11 protein-coding genes are annotated in these 15,215 nt (G+C 70.5%); 6 read left to right on the forward strand and 5 right to left on the reverse strand.

Going from position 1 to position 15,215, the window contains the following annotated elements; genetic code table 11:
* Nucleotides 1-17: 17 nt before the first annotated feature.
* A complete protein-coding gene (locus ACRARE_RS05320; RefSeq protein WP_432655370.1) occupies nucleotides 18-2,579 on the forward strand; it encodes a polysaccharide biosynthesis protein in 2,562 nt (853 codons plus the stop codon).
* Between the two features lie 126 nt (nucleotides 2,580-2,705).
* Here ACRARE_RS05320 and ACRARE_RS05325 read toward each other — a convergent pair whose 3' ends face one another.
* The 5 genes from ACRARE_RS05325 to ACRARE_RS05345 all read right to left on the reverse strand — a co-directional run bounded on the left by ACRARE_RS05325 (nucleotide 2,706) and on the right by ACRARE_RS05345 (nucleotide 8,898).
* A complete protein-coding gene (locus ACRARE_RS05325) occupies nucleotides 2,706-3,767 on the reverse strand; it encodes a dipeptidase (protein WP_432655371.1) in 1,062 nt (353 codons plus the stop codon).
* A 72-nt stretch (nucleotides 3,768-3,839) separates the two neighbouring features.
* Nucleotides 3,840-4,412 carry a sarcosine oxidase subunit gamma gene (locus tag ACRARE_RS05330; protein ID WP_432655372.1) on the reverse strand — a complete coding sequence of 191 codons (573 nt, stop codon included), beginning with the start codon at nucleotides 4,410-4,412 and terminating at the stop codon, nucleotides 3,840-3,842.
* Nucleotides 4,405-7,368: a sarcosine oxidase subunit alpha family protein gene (locus tag ACRARE_RS05335; RefSeq protein ID WP_432655373.1), complete on the reverse strand. Its 2,964-nt coding sequence runs from the start codon at nucleotides 7,366-7,368 to the stop codon at nucleotides 4,405-4,407. Before ACRARE_RS05335 ends, ACRARE_RS05330 begins: the two co-directional genes overlap by 8 nt.
* Nucleotides 7,365-7,640 (reverse strand): sarcosine oxidase subunit delta, encoded by a 276-nt coding sequence (locus ACRARE_RS05340; RefSeq protein WP_432655374.1) that lies wholly within the window; start codon nucleotides 7,638-7,640, stop codon nucleotides 7,365-7,367. The genes ACRARE_RS05335 and ACRARE_RS05340 overlap by 4 nt, the downstream gene beginning before the upstream one ends.
* A 7-nt stretch (nucleotides 7,641-7,647) precedes the next feature.
* Nucleotides 7,648-8,898, reverse strand: a complete 1,251-nt coding sequence (locus tag ACRARE_RS05345) for a sarcosine oxidase subunit beta family protein (protein ID WP_432655375.1) — start codon at nucleotides 8,896-8,898, stop codon at nucleotides 7,648-7,650.
* 94 nt (nucleotides 8,899-8,992) lie between these two features.
* Between ACRARE_RS05345 and ACRARE_RS05350 the strand changes: the two genes are divergently transcribed.
* From ACRARE_RS05350 to ACRARE_RS05370, 5 genes are all read left to right on the forward strand, one after another.
* Nucleotides 8,993-9,952 (forward strand): GlxA family transcriptional regulator, encoded by a 960-nt coding sequence (locus tag ACRARE_RS05350; protein ID WP_432655376.1) that lies wholly within the window; start codon nucleotides 8,993-8,995, stop codon nucleotides 9,950-9,952.
* A gap of 115 nt (nucleotides 9,953-10,067) precedes the next feature.
* Nucleotides 10,068-11,369 carry a flagellar hook protein FlgE gene (locus ACRARE_RS05355; protein ID WP_432655377.1) on the forward strand — a complete coding sequence of 434 codons (1,302 nt, stop codon included), beginning with the start codon at nucleotides 10,068-10,070 and terminating at the stop codon, nucleotides 11,367-11,369.
* A gap of 63 nt (nucleotides 11,370-11,432) precedes the next feature.
* Nucleotides 11,433-12,890 (forward strand): flagellar hook-associated protein FlgK, encoded by a 1,458-nt coding sequence (gene flgK, locus ACRARE_RS05360; protein WP_432655378.1) that lies wholly within the window; start codon nucleotides 11,433-11,435, stop codon nucleotides 12,888-12,890.
* Between the two features lie 3 nt (nucleotides 12,891-12,893).
* The gene (locus ACRARE_RS05365) at nucleotides 12,894-13,904 is read left to right on the forward strand and encodes a flagellin (RefSeq protein ID WP_432655379.1); all 1,011 of its coding nucleotides are present in this window, start codon (nucleotides 12,894-12,896) and stop codon (nucleotides 13,902-13,904) included.
* Nucleotides 13,901-15,007, forward strand: coding sequence for a flagellar basal body P-ring protein FlgI (locus ACRARE_RS05370; protein WP_432655380.1), 1,107 nt, complete (start codon nucleotides 13,901-13,903; stop codon nucleotides 15,005-15,007). The genes ACRARE_RS05365 and ACRARE_RS05370 overlap by 4 nt, the downstream gene beginning before the upstream one ends.
* Nucleotides 15,008-15,215 lie beyond the last annotated feature (208 nt).

A 15,215-nucleotide genomic window follows, 5' to 3' on the forward strand; every position in this document is an offset into this window, starting at 1 on the left:
ACCGGACCCGCCCCCCCGTGTCCCCACAGGACACCCCGCGCCCCGCGCCGCTGCCCCCCGGACGGCGGGCGCTGGACCTGGCGGTCACCCTGACCCTGCTGGCCTGCCTCTGGCCCCTGCTTCTGCTGCTGGCGGCGCTGGTCTGGCTTTGCGACGGAGCCCCGGTCCTCTACCCGGCGGAACGGATGCTTTGCCCCGACCGCCCCTTCATCCTGTGGAAGTTTCGCACCATGGCCCCCGACCCGCGCGACCGGGGCGTCACCGGCGGCGACAAGGCGCGGCGGATCACCCCCCTGGGCCGCCACCTGCGCCGCTGGCGCCTGGACGAGCTGCCGCAGCTGTGGAACCTCCTGCGCGGCGAGATCACCCTGATAGGCCCGCGCCCGCCCCTGCGCGCCCATGTGGCCGCCCGCCCGGCGCTTTTCGCCCAGGTGCTGCGCAGCCGCCCCGGGCTGACCGGCCTGGCCACCCTGCGTTTCCACGCCCGCGAGGCGGCGCTGCTGGCCCCCTGCCGCGATGCCGTGGAAACCGAAAGGATCTACCTGGCCCGCTGCCTGCCCGCCAAAGCGCGGCTGGATCTGTGGTACGCCCGCCGCCGTAGCCTGGGCCTGGACCTGTGGATCCTGGCCCGCACTATCTGGCCCGCCCGGCGCCGCCGCCCTGATCAAGCGCACCGCAACGCCCTCCCCCCCGGGCCTCGGCTGGCCCGGACCCTGACCCGCCTCGGCCCGCGCGCCAAGGCGCGGATCCTGCGCGGCCTGGATCTGGGCGCCGTGCTCCTGGCCTGGGGCCTGCTGGCCCTGGGCCTGCCCGGTCTGGCCTCGCCCGACCTGCTGCTGCCGGGGCTGGGCCTCGTGGCGGCGGGTGGCCCGCTTCTGGGCCTCGACCGGCTGCGGCTGCGCGCCTTCGCCCTGCGCGGCCTGCCCCGCTGCCTGGGTCTGGCAGCGGCACTGGCGGCAGCGCTGGCGCTTTGGCAGGGCCTGCGCGGCGCGCCCACCCTGGCCCCGGCCCTGCTGCTGCCGCCGCTTTGGGCGCTGGCGGCCATCGCCGGGCGCCAGGCCCTGCTGGCCCTGGCCCTGCGCGCCCATGCGGCGGCCCGGGCGCCGACGCGGATCCTGATCTGGGGCGCGGGCCAGCGCGGGCTGCAACTGGCCGCCGCCCTGGCGGGCGACCGCCACCACCGCTGCCTTGGCTTCCTGGATGAAGACCCGCGCAAGCAGGGCCAGCGCCTGGGCGGCCTGCCGGTGCATTCCCCCACCCGGGCCAGGGCGCTGGTGGCCCGCCAGCCCCCCGATCAGATCGTCCTGGCCCTGCCCCGCGCCGCCTGGCCCCACGCCCGCGCCACCCTCGCCGACCTGCCCTGCGAGGTGCTCAGCCTGCCGGGCTTTGCCGCCCGCCTCTGGGGCGGCGAAGAGGGCGCGCCCCCCGACCTGCCCCGCCTGCTGGGCCGCGCCGATCTGGAACGCCAGCTGCCCGAGGTGCGCGACAGCTACGCCGGGCGGCGCATCCTGGTCACCGGCGCCGGTGGCTCGATCGGGTCCGAGCTTTGTCGCCAGCTGCTGCGCCTCGGCCCGGCCCGGCTGGTGCTGCTCGACCAGGGCGAACTGGCCCTCTACACGATCACCACGGAACTGGAGGCCACCACGCCCCACGCCGCCACCCGCCTGCGCCCGGTCCTGGGCTCGGTCACCGACGCCCCCCTGCTGGACGAGCTGTTGGCGACGGAAGGCATCGACACGATCTTTCACGCCGCCGCCCTGAAACACGTCCCCCTGGTCGAGGCCCACCCGCTGGAGGGGATCCGCACCAACGTCCTGGGCACCCAGACCCTGGCCGAGGCGGCGCGCCGTGCCGGGGTGGCCCGCTTCCTCCTGATCTCGACCGACAAGGCGGTGCGCCCCGGCTCGGTCATGGGGGCGGCCAAACGCCTGGCCGAAGAGGTGGTGCAGGACCTGGCCACCCGCAGCCCCGACACCCGCTTTGCCATGGTGCGCTTCGGCAATGTGCTTGGCTCCTCGGGCTCGGTCATCCCGCGCTTTGCCGCCCAGATCGCGGCGGGCGGGCCGGTGACGGTGACCCATCCCCAGATGACCCGCTATTTCATGACCTGCGCCGAGGCGGTGCGGCTGACCCTGCTGGCGGGCGCCCGCGCCCGGGGGGGCGAGGTCTTCGTGCTGGATATGGGCGCGCCGCAGCGGATCCTGGATCTGGCCTGCCGGATGATCCGCGGCGCGGGCAAGGTGCCGCGCCTGCCCCCCGACGGGCCAGAGGCGCCCCCACCAGAGGCACCCAGCCCGGCCCCGGAAGACGAAATCGAGATCCGCTTCACCGGCCTGCGCCCGGGCGAGAAACTGACCGAAGACCTGCTGATCGCCCCGGCGCTGGACGGCACGCCCCACCCCAGGATCCTGCGCGCCCGCGAGGATCACCTGTCGCAGATCGAGGTCGCCGCCGCCCTGGCAGAGCTGCGCCGCTGCCTCGACGCCCGCGACCCCCCCGGCGCCGTGGCCGCCCTGCACCGCTGGGTCGCCCGGGGCCAGGCCCCGCGCCCCGCCGAACTGAGCGAGGACAGCGGCTGAGCCACCAAAGGACGCCCGCGCGCCGCGCCCGGGGCCACGCGCCGGACCCCACCCTTTCTCATTGCCAAAAATATCCCCGCCGGAGGCAGGCATCGGCCGCAGGCCGATCCCCCCGCCGAAGCAAGATCAGCCCTTCCAGGTCCGGCGCAGCACCGCCAGCCAATTGCCATGGCACAGCTTGTCCATCAGCGCATCGTCGATCCCATGGGCGCGCATCGCCGCCCGCAGCACGGGCAGACCGGCGCAATCGCCGAGGGCCTGGGGAATGATCGCCCCGTCGAAGTCCGAGCCGAAGCCGACACGATCCTCGCCCAGGATCCCGATCAGATGATCCAGGTGGCGCAACAGCATCTCCAGCGGGGTATCCGCCGTCATCTGCCCGTCGGGCCGCAGGAACCCGGTCGCCAGGTTGATCCCCACCATGCCGTCGCTTTCGGCGATCCTGCGCAGCTGATCGTCGGTCAGGTTGCGCGCATGGGGGCAGATGGCCCAGGCGTTGGAATGGGTGGCCACCAGGGGCGCATCGCTCAGCGCCGCCACATCCGCCACCCCGGCGGCGTTCAGATGCGACAGGTCGATCAGGATCCCCAGCCGGTTGCATTCCGCCACCAGACGCCGCCCCGCCTGGGTCAGACCGCCGCCGATGTCGGGATCCGCGGGATAGCGGAAGGGCACCCCCTCGGCAAAGATCGTGGGCCGCGACCACACCGGCCCGAGCGAGCGCAGGCCCCGGGCATGGAACCCCTCCAGTTCCTCGATCCCCGGCCCGATCGCCTCGGCCCCTTCGATATGCAGCACGGCGGCCATCTCCGGCCCGGCCAGGGCCGCCTCTAGCGTGTCCGCATCGGTGCAGATGCGGATCACCCCCACCTCTTCCAGGGCGCGGGCGGCGGCGAAGCCCTGTTCGGTCATCTCGCGCGCATAGGCCTGGTGCAGGGGCGGCGGCAGGGGAATGTCATATTGCGGCTTGGCCAGATCGGCCATCGACATGCCGTGTTCCGGCGGGCTGGGCACGAAGATGGCGAAAAAGCCCCCGGCCAGCCCGCCCGCCCGGGCGCGCGGCAGGTCGATATGGCCGCTGCCCAGCCCGTCGCGCACCTGGGCGGCGGTCACCTTGCCGGTGATCAGCCGCAGAATCAGGTCGTTATGGCCGTCGAAGATGCCGGGCTGGCGGTCGCTGGCGTGCATCGCAATTCCCCTTGCCGTTCCGGGCCGGAGTGAACCTGCTGCGCGCGCCCCTGTCCAGAGCCCATCACACCCTCACGCGGCGTCGCAGGCCCCGGCCTGGCGCTCTGCGGTCTCGCAAAGCGCGTGCCACAGGCTGGCGGCGCTCGACCGCGGCGCCAGAACCGCCAGCCGGTCCTCGGCGCGACGGATCAGCACGCAGCCCAGGTGATGCAGCAGGGTGCGGGTGGCATGGCCCGGGGCGATCTGATCGGGGGCCAGGTTCACCAGCCGCTCCAGCAGCGCCCGGATCGGCGCGGCGCCCGCGTCCGAGGTGACCTCGACACAGACCCAGCCATCGGACTGGTCGGTCAGCCGGGCGCCCGGCGCGCTACGGATCGCGTCGCGCAGGCGTTCGGCATGGTCGGGCACATCGGTCTCGATCATCCATTGCCCCGGCCCGGTCCAGAAGGCCGCCGCCCCCTGCCCCTGCGACCACAGCCCCGGCCCCGGCAGGCGCAGGCCCAGGGGATGCGGCGCGGGGGTGCCGGGGCGGGTGGCCACGGCGATCAGCATCAGTGCGGCATTCTCGCCTAGGCTCAGGGCGCCGAATTGCGCGCGGGCGGGCTCGGGGGTGCCCAGGGCGCCCATGGGGATCAGGTCAGTCACGCAGTCGCCCTCCTTCGGGATCGACGAAATGGGCCGGAACGACGCGGGCCAAAATGTCCTGCCCTTCCAGCGGGTTGGCACAGCGGATCACCTCGCCCAGGCGCTGATCGCCCTTTTCCAGGAGGCCAAGCGCGATGTAGCTTTGCAGATGCGGCGAATAGCAGGCCGAGGTGATCCAGCCCTGATCACTGGCCAGGCTTTGCACCGCCTCCGCCGCGAAAAGATGGGCGCCCGCGGGCAGCTTCTCGGCCGGGTCCAGCGGTTGCAGCCCGACCAGGCGGCGGGCGTCGTCCGCCAGCCCCTCGCGCCGCGACATCACCGCGCCGATCGCGTCCTTCTTGGCGGATACCATCCGCCCCAGCCCCAGCATGGCGGCGGTGGTCTGGCCGTTCAGCTCGGCCCCTGCGGCATGGCCCTTCTCGATCCGCAGCACCGCCAGCGCCTCGGTCCCGTAGGGGGTCACGCCCAGATCGGCGCCGCGTTCCATCAGCCGCTCCATCAGGGCGTGGCCATAGCGGGCGGGCACCGCCAGCTCATAGGCCAGTTCGCCCGAGAAGGAGATACGGAAGAGTCGCGCGGGCAATCCGCCGCAGACCGTCAGCTCGGCGCAGGCCATGAAGGGGAAGGCGGCGTTCGACAGGTCGAAATCGTCCACCACCCGCTCCAGCAGGGCGCGCGACCTCGGCCCGGCCACGGCGATCTGAGCCCAGGCGTCGGTCGTGGAAATCAGGGTGACGTCCAGCTCGGGCCAGAGACACTGGCGGGCAAATTCCATCCGCTGGAAGACCAGGCCCGCGTTGCCGGTGGTGGTGGTGACCACGTAATGCCCCTCGGCCAGGCAGGCACAGGTGCCGTCGTCATAGAGGAACCCATCCTCGCGCAGCATCAGCCCATAGCGCACGCGGCCCGGTTTCAGGGTCGACATGGTGTTGGCATAGATCCGGTCCAGGAAGGTGGCCGCATCGGGGCCCTGCACGTCGATCTTGCCCAGGGTGGTGACGTCGCACAGACCCACGGCGGCGCGCACCGCCAGCGCCTCACGATCCACGCTTTGGCGCCAGTGGGTCTCGCCGGGCTGCGCGTACCATTGGGCGCGCATCCATGGGCCCACCTCGACGAAGGTCGCGCCGTTGGCTTCGGCCCAGTGGTGCGTGGGCGTCAGGCGCCGCGGGCGGAAGTTGGCGCCAGTGTCGCCACCGCCCAGCACCGACAGGGCGACGGGGGTATAGGGCGGGCGGAAGACGGTGGTCCCGGTGCGGGCAATGCCATTGCCCGTCAGCTCGGCCATCACCGCCAGGGCCGTGACGTTCGAGGTCTTGCCCTGATCGGTGGCCATGCCCAGGGTCGTCCAGCGTTTCATGTGCTCGACCGAGCGCATGTTCTCCTGGTGCGACAGCTTGATGTCCTTGACCGTCACGTCGTTTTGCAGATCGACCCAGGCGCGGCGCTTGCCCGGCACATGCCAGAGCGCGGCAATGGCGCCGGGCTCCTCCTCGGCCTGCGGCAGGGCGGGGCTGGGGGCCACCAGGTCCAGCTGCGCCAGCGCCTCGCGGGCGGCGCGCAGACCATCGGCCAGGGCGGCGGCGGTGCTGCCCTCGCCGCGCGCGGCCCCTGCGGGGAGCAGCCCGGCGGGGCCATCGGCGCCGGGCAGGAAGGTCAGCCGCTCACCGTCCCAGACCGGGCGGCCCCGGTGGTGCGAGGCCAGCTGCACATTGGGGTTCCAGCCCCCCGCGACGCCCAGCACCCCACAGGGGATCCAGCTTTCGCGGCCATCGGCGGTGCGGATCTGCGCCCGGCGCAGCCCGTGACGGCCCCTGGTGCCGGTCACCACCGCGCCTGCGTGGGTCACATAGCCGCCCAGGCTGCGCGCGCCGCTGCGGCTGTCGATCACACCGGCCAGCGCCACGCCCCGCGCCAGCAGGGCCTGAGCGGTGCGGTGGCCGTCATCGTTGTTGGTGAAGATCAGCACCGGATCGGCGGCCCGCGCCTGCGGCGTCACCCCCCAGCGGTTGGCATAGGCGCGCAGGGCGCCGGACAGCAGAACGCCGGGGCGGTCATTGTCGGCGAAGGGGATATGCCGCTCGGTCGCCCCTGTGGCCAGGATCGCGCGCTTGGCGGTGATGCGCCACAGGGTCTGGCGCACCTGATCGCCGGGGGTGGCCAGATGGTCCGAGACCCGTTCCACCGCGCCATAGATCCCGTGATCATAGACGCCGAAGACCGTGGTGCGCGGCATCAGCCGGACATTGGGCAACGAGGCCAGCTCGGCCAGCACCTGGGCGACCCATTGGGGCGCGGGCGCCCCGTCCAACAGCCCGCCTTCGGCCAGCAGGCGCCCGCCCATGCGCGCATCCTCGTCGGCCAGAACCACCTCGGCCCCGGCCCGTGCGGCGGTCAGCGCGGCCATCAGCCCCGCCGCCCCCGCGCCGATCACCAAGAGGTCCGGGTGCAGGAACCCCCGGTCGTAGGCATCGGGATCGGCCTGCATCGACAGTTTGCCCAGCCCGGCGGCGCGGCGGATCGCAGGCTCGTACAGCTTTTCCCAGAAGGCGCGCGGCCACATGAAGGTCTTGTAATAGAACCCCGCCGACAGGAAGGGCGCCGCCAGGTCGTTGACCGCCATCAGGTCGTGTTTCAACCCGCCGACATGGCTCTGGCTGCTGGCCTCCAGCCCGTCGAACAGCTCTACCATCGTGGCGCGGGTGTTGGGCTCGGCCCGGGCGCCACTGCGCAGGGTGACCAAGGCGTTCGGCTCCTCCGACCCGGCGGAAAAGATGCCGCGCGGGCGATGGTACTTGAAGCTGCGCCCGACCAGCTGCACCCCATTGGCCATCAGGGCGGAGGCGAGCGTGTCACCGGCAAAGCCAGTGTAGCGGCGGCCATCGAAGGTGAAGGACAGCGGGCGGTTGCGGTCGATCAGCGCGTCGCGGCTGTGCGAGAGGTCCAGGCGGCTCATGCGGTATCCCCCAGCTTCACGTCGCGGGCCAGTTCGGCGCCCAGGATCTCATGGGTCAGGGTGTTGCGGGTGACCACCAGCCAGGACCGGTCGCCCTGTTCGTGGAACCACAGCTCGCGGTGCACACCGGCCGGGTTGTCGCGCAGGTAGACGTAATCGGCGAAGGCCGCCTCGCCCGCCGCCGGGTCGGGGCGGTTCAGAAGGGCGGCATCGCCGAGATAGGTAAACTCCTGCGCGTCTCGCAGGCCCAGAAGGGGATGGGGGATCAGCATCGGGACCTCAGTGCAGGTTGGGCTGCGCGCCAGCGCCGCGTTCGTCGATCAGGTGGCCGCGGGCGAAGCGGTCCAGGCGGAAGGCGGTGGCGGTGTCATGGGGGATGTCGGTGGCCAGCAGATGGGCAAAGACATGGCCCGAGGCGGGCGTGGCCTTGAAGCCGCCGTAACACCAGCCGCCGTTGAAATAGAGCCCCTCGACCGGCGTGCGGTCGATGATCGGCGAGCCGTCCATGGACATGTCCATGACCCCGCCCCAGTTGCGCAGCAACCGGGCGCGGCCGATCATCGGCATCAGGGCCATGCCACCCTCGGCCACATCCTCGATCACCGGCAGGTTGCCGCGCTGCGCATAGCTGTTGTAGCCGTCGATGTCGCCGCCGAAGACCAGCCCGCCCTTGTCCGACTGGCTGATGTAGAAATGCCCGGCGCCAAAGGTGATGACCCCGGGGATCACCGGCTTCAGCCCCTCGCTGACGAAGGCCTGCAAGACGTGGCTTTCGATCGGCAGGCGCATCCCGGCCATGGCCATGACGCGCCCCGACGACCCGGCCACCGCCACGCCCACCTTGCCCGCACCGATATAGCCGCGCGTGGTCTCGACACCCCGCACCTTGCCGCCCTCGATGCGGAACCCGGTCACCTCGCAGTTCTGGATGATGTCGACGCCCATCTGGTCGGCGGCCCGGGCATAGCCCCAGGCGACGCCGTCGTGCCGCGCCGTGCCCGCGCGGGTCTGCATCAGCCCGCCCTTGATGGGAAAGCGCGCGTTGTCGTAGTTCAGGAAGGGCACCATCTGGCGCAGCTCGTCGCGGTCCAGCAGGCGGGCGCCCGCCCCGGTCAGCATCATCGAGTTGCCCCGCCGACGGTAGCTGTCGCGCTGCGCGTCGCTGTGGATCAGGTTGATGATGCCGCGCTGGCTGACCATCGAATTGAAGTTCAGATCCTGCTCTTGCCGTTCCCAGTGCTGCATCGACAGCTCATAGAAAGGCTGGTTGCCGGGCAGCAGGTAGTTCGAGCGGATGATGGTGGTGTTGCGGCCGATGTTGCCGCCCCCCAGCCAGCCCTTTTCCAGCACCGCCACGCGATGCTGGCCATAGAGTTTCGCCAGGAAATAGGCCGTGGCCAGCCCATGGCCGCCGCCACCCACGATGACGATGTCATATTGCGCCCGCGGCGCCGGATCGCGCCACAGCGGGGCCCAGCCCCGATGCCCGGTCAGGGCCTCCTTGATGACGCGAAACCCGGAGAATCCCATCTGCCGCTCCTTGCTGCTGCGCCCTTGATCTAGCCGCGCGGGCGGCGCAGGGTATTTCGCCAAAGGGTCATCCATTTTCGAAAAAGGGACAGACATGGCACCAAAGCGGATCGGCTTTGTCCTGATCGACGGCTACGCGATGATGAGCACCGCCGCCGCGATGGAACCGCTGCGGGCGGCGAACCTGTTCTCGGACGTGCCCCTGTACGATATCGTGCCCCTGTCGCGGCGGGGCGGGCCGGTGGCCTCGTCGCTGCCCTTCACCATCGACACCACGGCGCTGGCCCGGGCCGAAGGGCCCTTTGACCTGGTCTTCGTGGTGGCCGGGGGGGACCCGCTGGCGCTGCGCGATCCGACCCTGGCAGGCTGGCTGCGGCGGCTGGATGCGGCGGGGGTGCCCCTGGGCGGCATCTCGGGCGGGGCGGCGATCCTGGCCCAGGCCGGGCTGATGGAGGCGCGCCGCTTTACCGTCCACTGGCACCACCTGGACCAGCTGCGCGCCCTGTCGCCGGATTTCCTGCTGGAACGGCGCCTCTTCGTGATCGACCGCGACCGCTACAGCTGTGCCGGGGGCACCGCGCCGCTGGACATGATGCAGGCGATCCTGGCGCGCGATCACGGCACCGCCTTTGCCCGGCGCATCGCCGACTGGTTCATCCAGACCCAGATCCGCCCGGCCGAGGCGCCGCAACAGGCCGGAATCAGCGCCCGCTACGGCGCCCTGCCCCGCCCCGTGCTGGAGGCGCTGGAGCTGATGGAGACCCACCAGGCCGACCCCCTGGACCTGGGCCAGATCGCCGCCCTGGTCGGCCTGTCGCCGCGCCAGTTGCAGCGCCAGTTCGCCGCCGCCATGGGGCGCTCGGTGATCCGCGCCTACCGCGACATGCGCCTGGCCACGGCGCGCGATCTGCTGACCGCCTCGCGCCTGCCCCTGGGCGAGGTGGCGGCAATGACGGGGTTTTCCACCCCCGCCCTCTTCTCGGACAGCTATCGCGCCCGCTATGGCGAAGCGCCGCGCGACACCCGCCGGGCGGCGCAGGACGCAGGCGGATAGCGGCCAGGGAAGTGCGGCGCATTTTAACCGAACGCCCCTCTGTTAGCCCGGTGTTAAGGCCGCGCCCTTAGCCCGGAGGCACGACAAAAGGTCGATGCAGCAGAAAGGCGTATTCATGACTATTTCCTCGTCCCTCAATGCGGGCGTCGCGGGTCTTCAGACGAATGCCACCCGCCTGGCGGCCATTGCCGACAATATCGCCAACTCTTCCACCTACGGGTACAAGCGGGTTCAGACCGACTTCAGCTCGCTGGTGCTGGGCGATACCGGCGGCCGCTACACCGCAGGCGGCGTGCGCGCTTCGACCATGCGGCTGGTGGATCAGCGGCGGTCCATCGTGCCCACCGACAACCCCACCGACCTGGCCGTGCGCGAACGCGGGATGCTGCCCGTCGCCCTGGCCTCGGAAATCGCCGCGACGGGCACCTACGACGAGATGCTGCTGACCTCGACCGGCTCGTTCCGCATGGATGCCGATGGCTACCTGAAGACCCAGACGGGGCTGATCCTGCTGGGCTGGCCGGCCAATGGCGACGGCTCTTTCCCCAATGTGCCGCGCGAAACCTCCAGCGCGCTGATGCCGGTGCAGATCGACCCCTCGACCTATGCCGGCAACCCGACCACGGCGATCAACCTGGGCATCAACCTGCCCGCGACTGAGACCGAGGATACCGCCAGCGGCGACCCGCTGGAGGTGACGATCGAGTATTTCGACAACCTGGGCAAGGCCGAGACGCTGACGGTGGTCTTTACCCCCAACGTCGCCGGGCCCGGGGCCAGTAACATCTGGTCGATGGAGATCACCGACAGCGCCTCGGCCGCGGTGGTGGGCGAATATGACCTGACCTTCAACGACAGCCGCACCGACGGGGGCACCCTGGCCGATGCCACGCTGACCGGCGTCGGCACCGCCTATGACCCGGCCACCGGCACCATCGTCATCACCGTCGACAGCGGCCCGATCGAGATCGACCTCGGCCTTTACGGCGCGGGCGGCGGCCTCAGCCAGCTGGGCGATGATTTCGCGCCCACGGGCATCAACAAGGACGGCTCGGCCGTGTCCAACATGACCGGGGTCGAGGTCGACGCGAACGGCTATGTGCGCGCCTTCTTCGAAAGCGGCGAGGCCCTGGTGCTGTACCAGGTGCCCCTGGCCGATGTGACCAATGTCAACGGCATGAAATCGCTGGACTATCAGACCTACAAACCGACCCCCGACAGCGGCGGATTCTACCTGTGGGATGCGGGCGACGGGCCGACCGGCGACATCGTGTCCTACGCGCGCGAGGAATCCGGCACCGATGTGGCGGGCGAACTGACCGACATGATCCGCACCCAGCGGGCCTATTCCTCCAACGCCAAGGTCTTCCAGACCGTCGACGAGATGCTTCAGGAAACCACGAATATCAAACGCTAACCCCTGACCCCGGGTGTGCCGCCCCGGCGGCGCGCCCGTTTCGCAACCCCCGAGGTCTGAGCCATGTCCCTTTCCGGTGCCCTGTCCAACGCCCTGTCGGGCCTGACCGCCACGGCGCGCAATTCCTCGGTCGTGGCCTCGAACATCTCGAACGCGATGACCGAGGGCTACGCCCGCCGCACGCTGGAAATCTCTGCCCGGTCCACCGGATCCTACGGCGGGGTGCAGGTGGACGGGGTGGTGCGTCACGTGGATCACGGGCTGGTCGCCGACCGGCGAGAGGCCAATTCCGCGCTGCAAGACAGCGACACGATCAGCCGCTTTTACAGCCGGGTCGAGGATCTGCTGGGCACGCCCGAGGATGGCGCCTCGCTGTCGGGGCGGCTGACCGGCTTCGAAAGCGCGCTGATCGCCGCCGCCTCGCGCCCCGACCTGTCGGAACGGCTGACCACCACCCTTTACGCCGCGCAAGAGGTGGTCGAGGTCTTCGGGCGCATCACCGACGGCATCCAGGACATCCGGATGGAGGCCGACGCCGAGATCAATGACGGCGTCACAAGGATCAACACCCTGCTCGACCAGGTGGCCGAGCTGAACACCGGCATCAACAAGGCGCGGATGACCGGCGGCGATCCCAACTCGCTGATCGACCACCGCCAGGCCCTGATCGACGAGCTGTCCGACTATGTCCCCGTGATCGAGGTGGCCCGGGCCAATGACACCGTGGCGCTTTATTCCGCCGGGGGGGCAATCCTGCTGGATGGCTCGTCCGCGGTCGAATTCGGCTTTACCCGGACCAACCTGATCACCGCCAACCAGACCCTGGGCGCGGGCCTGCTGTCGGGGCTGACGATCAACGGCGTGGCGGTGGATCCCGAGGCGGCCCGCAGCCCGATCCAGGGCGGGCGCCTGGCCGCCTTGTTCCGGGCCCGCGACAGCCTGGCGGAAGAGGCCCAGGCCCGGGTCGATTCCGTGGCCCGCGACCTGGTGGAACGGTTCCAGGATCCGGCCCCGGATCCGACCCTGCTGCCCGGCGATGCGGGGCTTTTCACCGATGGCGGCGGCGCCTTCCTGCCCGCCGACGAGACAGGCCTGGCCGGGCGGCTGCGGATCAACGCGGCGGTCGACCCCGCCCAGGGCGGCGAGACCTGGCGCCTGCGCGACGGGATCAACGCCGTGACCACGGGCCCGGTCTCTGATGCGGCGCTGTTGCAGGACATGCTGTCGGCGCTGACGGTGAAACGCACCCCCGCCTCGGGCCCCTTCGCCACCTCGGCCATGTCGGCCCCCGATCTGGCCTCGTCGCTGATCTCGATGGCGGGCACCGAACGGCACCTGTCGGAACAAAGCCTGACCTTCGCCACCACCCGCGAGGCCGAACTGAAGGCGCGGCTGCTGTCCGACGGGGTCGATACCGACGAAGAGATGCAGCGCCTGTTGCTGATCGAACAGACCTACGGCGCCAATGCCCGCCTGGTGCAAACCATCGAGGATCTCCTCGACCGACTGATGAGTATCTGAGCCATGCCAAGCCCGATCACCATAGGCGACCTCGCGCAGAGCTTCATGCTGCGCCAGCAGAACACCGACCTGAAAAGCCGGATCAACCTGCTGAGCCAGGAACTGGCCTCGGGGCGCACCGCCGATGTGGCCCGCCACCTGTCTGGCAGCTATTCCTACCTGGCCGATGTGGAACGCAACCTCACCCTGCTGGAGGGGTACGATTCCGCCGCCAGCGAGGCGATCCTGTTCACCGGCACCATGCAGGACGTGCTGGAACGCTACCAAAGCCTGGCCACCGACCTGGGTTCGGCCGCGCTGACCGCCGCGGGCTCTTTCCTGGACGAGGCGGTGATCGGCGCCTCGACCCGGGCGGCGGAAGACCTGGAAAGCATGGTCAACGCGCTGAACACCACCGTGGCGGGGCGCGCCATCTTTTCCGGTGTCGACAGCGATACCTCGCCCCTAATCTCCTCCGAGCAGATCCTGACCGAATTGCGCACCGCCCTGGCCGGCCAGACCGACCTGGCCGGGGTGCAGGGGGTGCTGGACACATGGTTCGGCGCCGGGGGGGACTTCGAGACGGTGGCCTATCAGGGCAGCGCCACCTCGCTGCGCCCCTTCCTGCTGGGCGAGGGGGAAACCGTCGACCTGGACCTGCGCGCCGACGACCCGGGCCTGCGCGAACTGATGAAACACACCGCCCTGGCCGCCCTGGCCTCGGACCCGACCCTGGGCTTCGATGCCAGCGTGCAGATCGAGATGATGAAGGCCGCGGGCGAGGGGCTGTCCTTCCAGCAGGAAGGCATCGTGCAGCTGCGCGCCGACCTGGGCTATGCCCAGACCCGCGCCGAAGAGGCCTCGGCCCGGGTGGTGTCGGAACGCGCGGGATATCTGATCGCGCAATCCGAACTGCTGGCGGTCGACCCCTATGAAACCGCCACCCAGCTGGAGGATGTGCAATTCCAGCTCGAAGCCCTTTACGCGCTGACGGTGAAACTGTCGCGCCTGTCGCTGACGGATTACCTGCGATGATCCGCCTCTTTTCTGCCCTTCTGCTGGGCCTCACGCTGCTGGCTGCGCCGCTGGCCGCCGGGCCGATCCGCATCAAGGATCTGGTCGAATTCGACGGGGTGCGCGGCGACGACCTGGTGGGCTATGGTCTGGTGGTAGGGCTGAACGGCACCGGCGACGGGATCCGCAACGCTCCCTTCACCGAAGAGATCATGTCGAACATCCTGGAACGGCTGGGGGTCAACGTCACCGGCGAACAGTTCCGGCCAAAGAATGTCGCCGCCGTCTTCGCCACCGCCGAACTGCCCCCCTTTTCGCGCGCCGGATCGCAGATCGACGTGACGGTATCGGCCATCGGCGATGCCTCTTCCCTGCTGGGCGGCACGCTGATCATGACGCCGCTGAACGCCGCCGACGGGCAGATCTATGCGGTGGCCCAGGGCACGATCATCGCCGGGGGCGCCGCCGCCCAGGGCGAGGCGGCCCAGGTGGTGCAGGGGGTGCCGACCGCCGGGGTGATCCCCGCCGGGGCGCGGGTGGAACGCGAGGTCGAGTTCGAGCTTTCCGCCCTGTCATCGCTGCGCCTGGCCCTGCGCGAGCCCGATTTCACCACCGCCGCCCGGATCGAAACCGCCATCAACGCCGCCTTCGGCACCGGCGCGGCACGGATGCTGGATTCCGGCACCGTGCGGCTGGACATCACCGCCACCGGCCAGCCCTCTCCGGCCCATGCCCTGGGGCAGGTGGAAAACATCCTGGTGGAACCGGAACGCAAGGCGCGGGTGGTGGTCGACCAGCGCTCTGGCACCATCGTCATGGGCGACGATGTGCGCATCAGCCGGGTCGCGGTCAGCCAGGGCAACCTGACCCTGCGCATCGAAGAGGCGCCGCTGGTGGCCCAGCCCAACCCCTTCGCCGAAGGGGACACGGTGGTGGTACCGCGCACCAATGCCGACATCATCGAGGAACCCGGGATCGGCCTGGCGGAAATCGACGAGGGCACCTCGCTGTCGGAAGTGGTCGCCGGGCTGAACGCCCTGGGGGTAGCGCCGCGCGACATGATCGACATCCTGAAAAGCATCAAGGCGGCGGGGGCGCTGCACGCGGAATTCATCGTCCGCTGACTGCTGCGCGGGCGGGCGCAGGGTGGATTGGCATCCACCCTACGACGCCTGCGCCCTTTGCCACCCATCGCCGAAACGCAGCAAAAAAAGGGGCCGGCCCCTTCCCAAAGAAAAGAGCCCGGCCCCGCGATGCGCAACCGTCAGGGCGCGAGGCGCGCCGCGCACCCCAACAGGATCCGCGCAACAGGACCAGCAAGGTCCGCGCGAC

The sequence above is a fragment of the Pseudooceanicola aquaeponti genome (assembly GCF_050897975.1).
In the GTDB taxonomy this organism is placed as follows: domain Bacteria; phylum Pseudomonadota; class Alphaproteobacteria; order Rhodobacterales; family Rhodobacteraceae; genus Pseudooceanicola.

Excerpts from the sequence above, each read along its gene's own strand:
- ACRARE_RS05325 (WP_432655371.1), bottom strand. The coding sequence starts at position 3,767 with ATGCACGCCAGCGACCGCCAGCCCGGCATCTTCGACGGCCATAACGAC.
- ACRARE_RS05335 (WP_432655373.1), bottom strand. The coding sequence starts at position 7,368 with ATGAGCCGCCTGGACCTCTCGCACAGCCGCGACGCGCTGATCGACCGC.
- ACRARE_RS05340 (WP_432655374.1), bottom strand. The coding sequence starts at position 7,640 with ATGCTGATCCCCCATCCCCTTCTGGGCCTGCGAGACGCGCAGGAGTTT.
- ACRARE_RS05345 (WP_432655375.1), bottom strand. The coding sequence starts at position 8,898 with ATGGGATTCTCCGGGTTTCGCGTCATCAAGGAGGCCCTGACCGGGCAT.
- ACRARE_RS05350 (WP_432655376.1), top strand. The coding sequence starts at position 8,993 with ATGGCACCAAAGCGGATCGGCTTTGTCCTGATCGACGGCTACGCGATG.
- ACRARE_RS05355 (WP_432655377.1), top strand. The coding sequence starts at position 10,068 with ATGACTATTTCCTCGTCCCTCAATGCGGGCGTCGCGGGTCTTCAGACG.
- flgK (WP_432655378.1), top strand. The coding sequence starts at position 11,433 with ATGTCCCTTTCCGGTGCCCTGTCCAACGCCCTGTCGGGCCTGACCGCC.
- ACRARE_RS05365 (WP_432655379.1), top strand. The coding sequence starts at position 12,894 with ATGCCAAGCCCGATCACCATAGGCGACCTCGCGCAGAGCTTCATGCTG.
- ACRARE_RS05370 (WP_432655380.1), top strand. The coding sequence starts at position 13,901 with ATGATCCGCCTCTTTTCTGCCCTTCTGCTGGGCCTCACGCTGCTGGCT.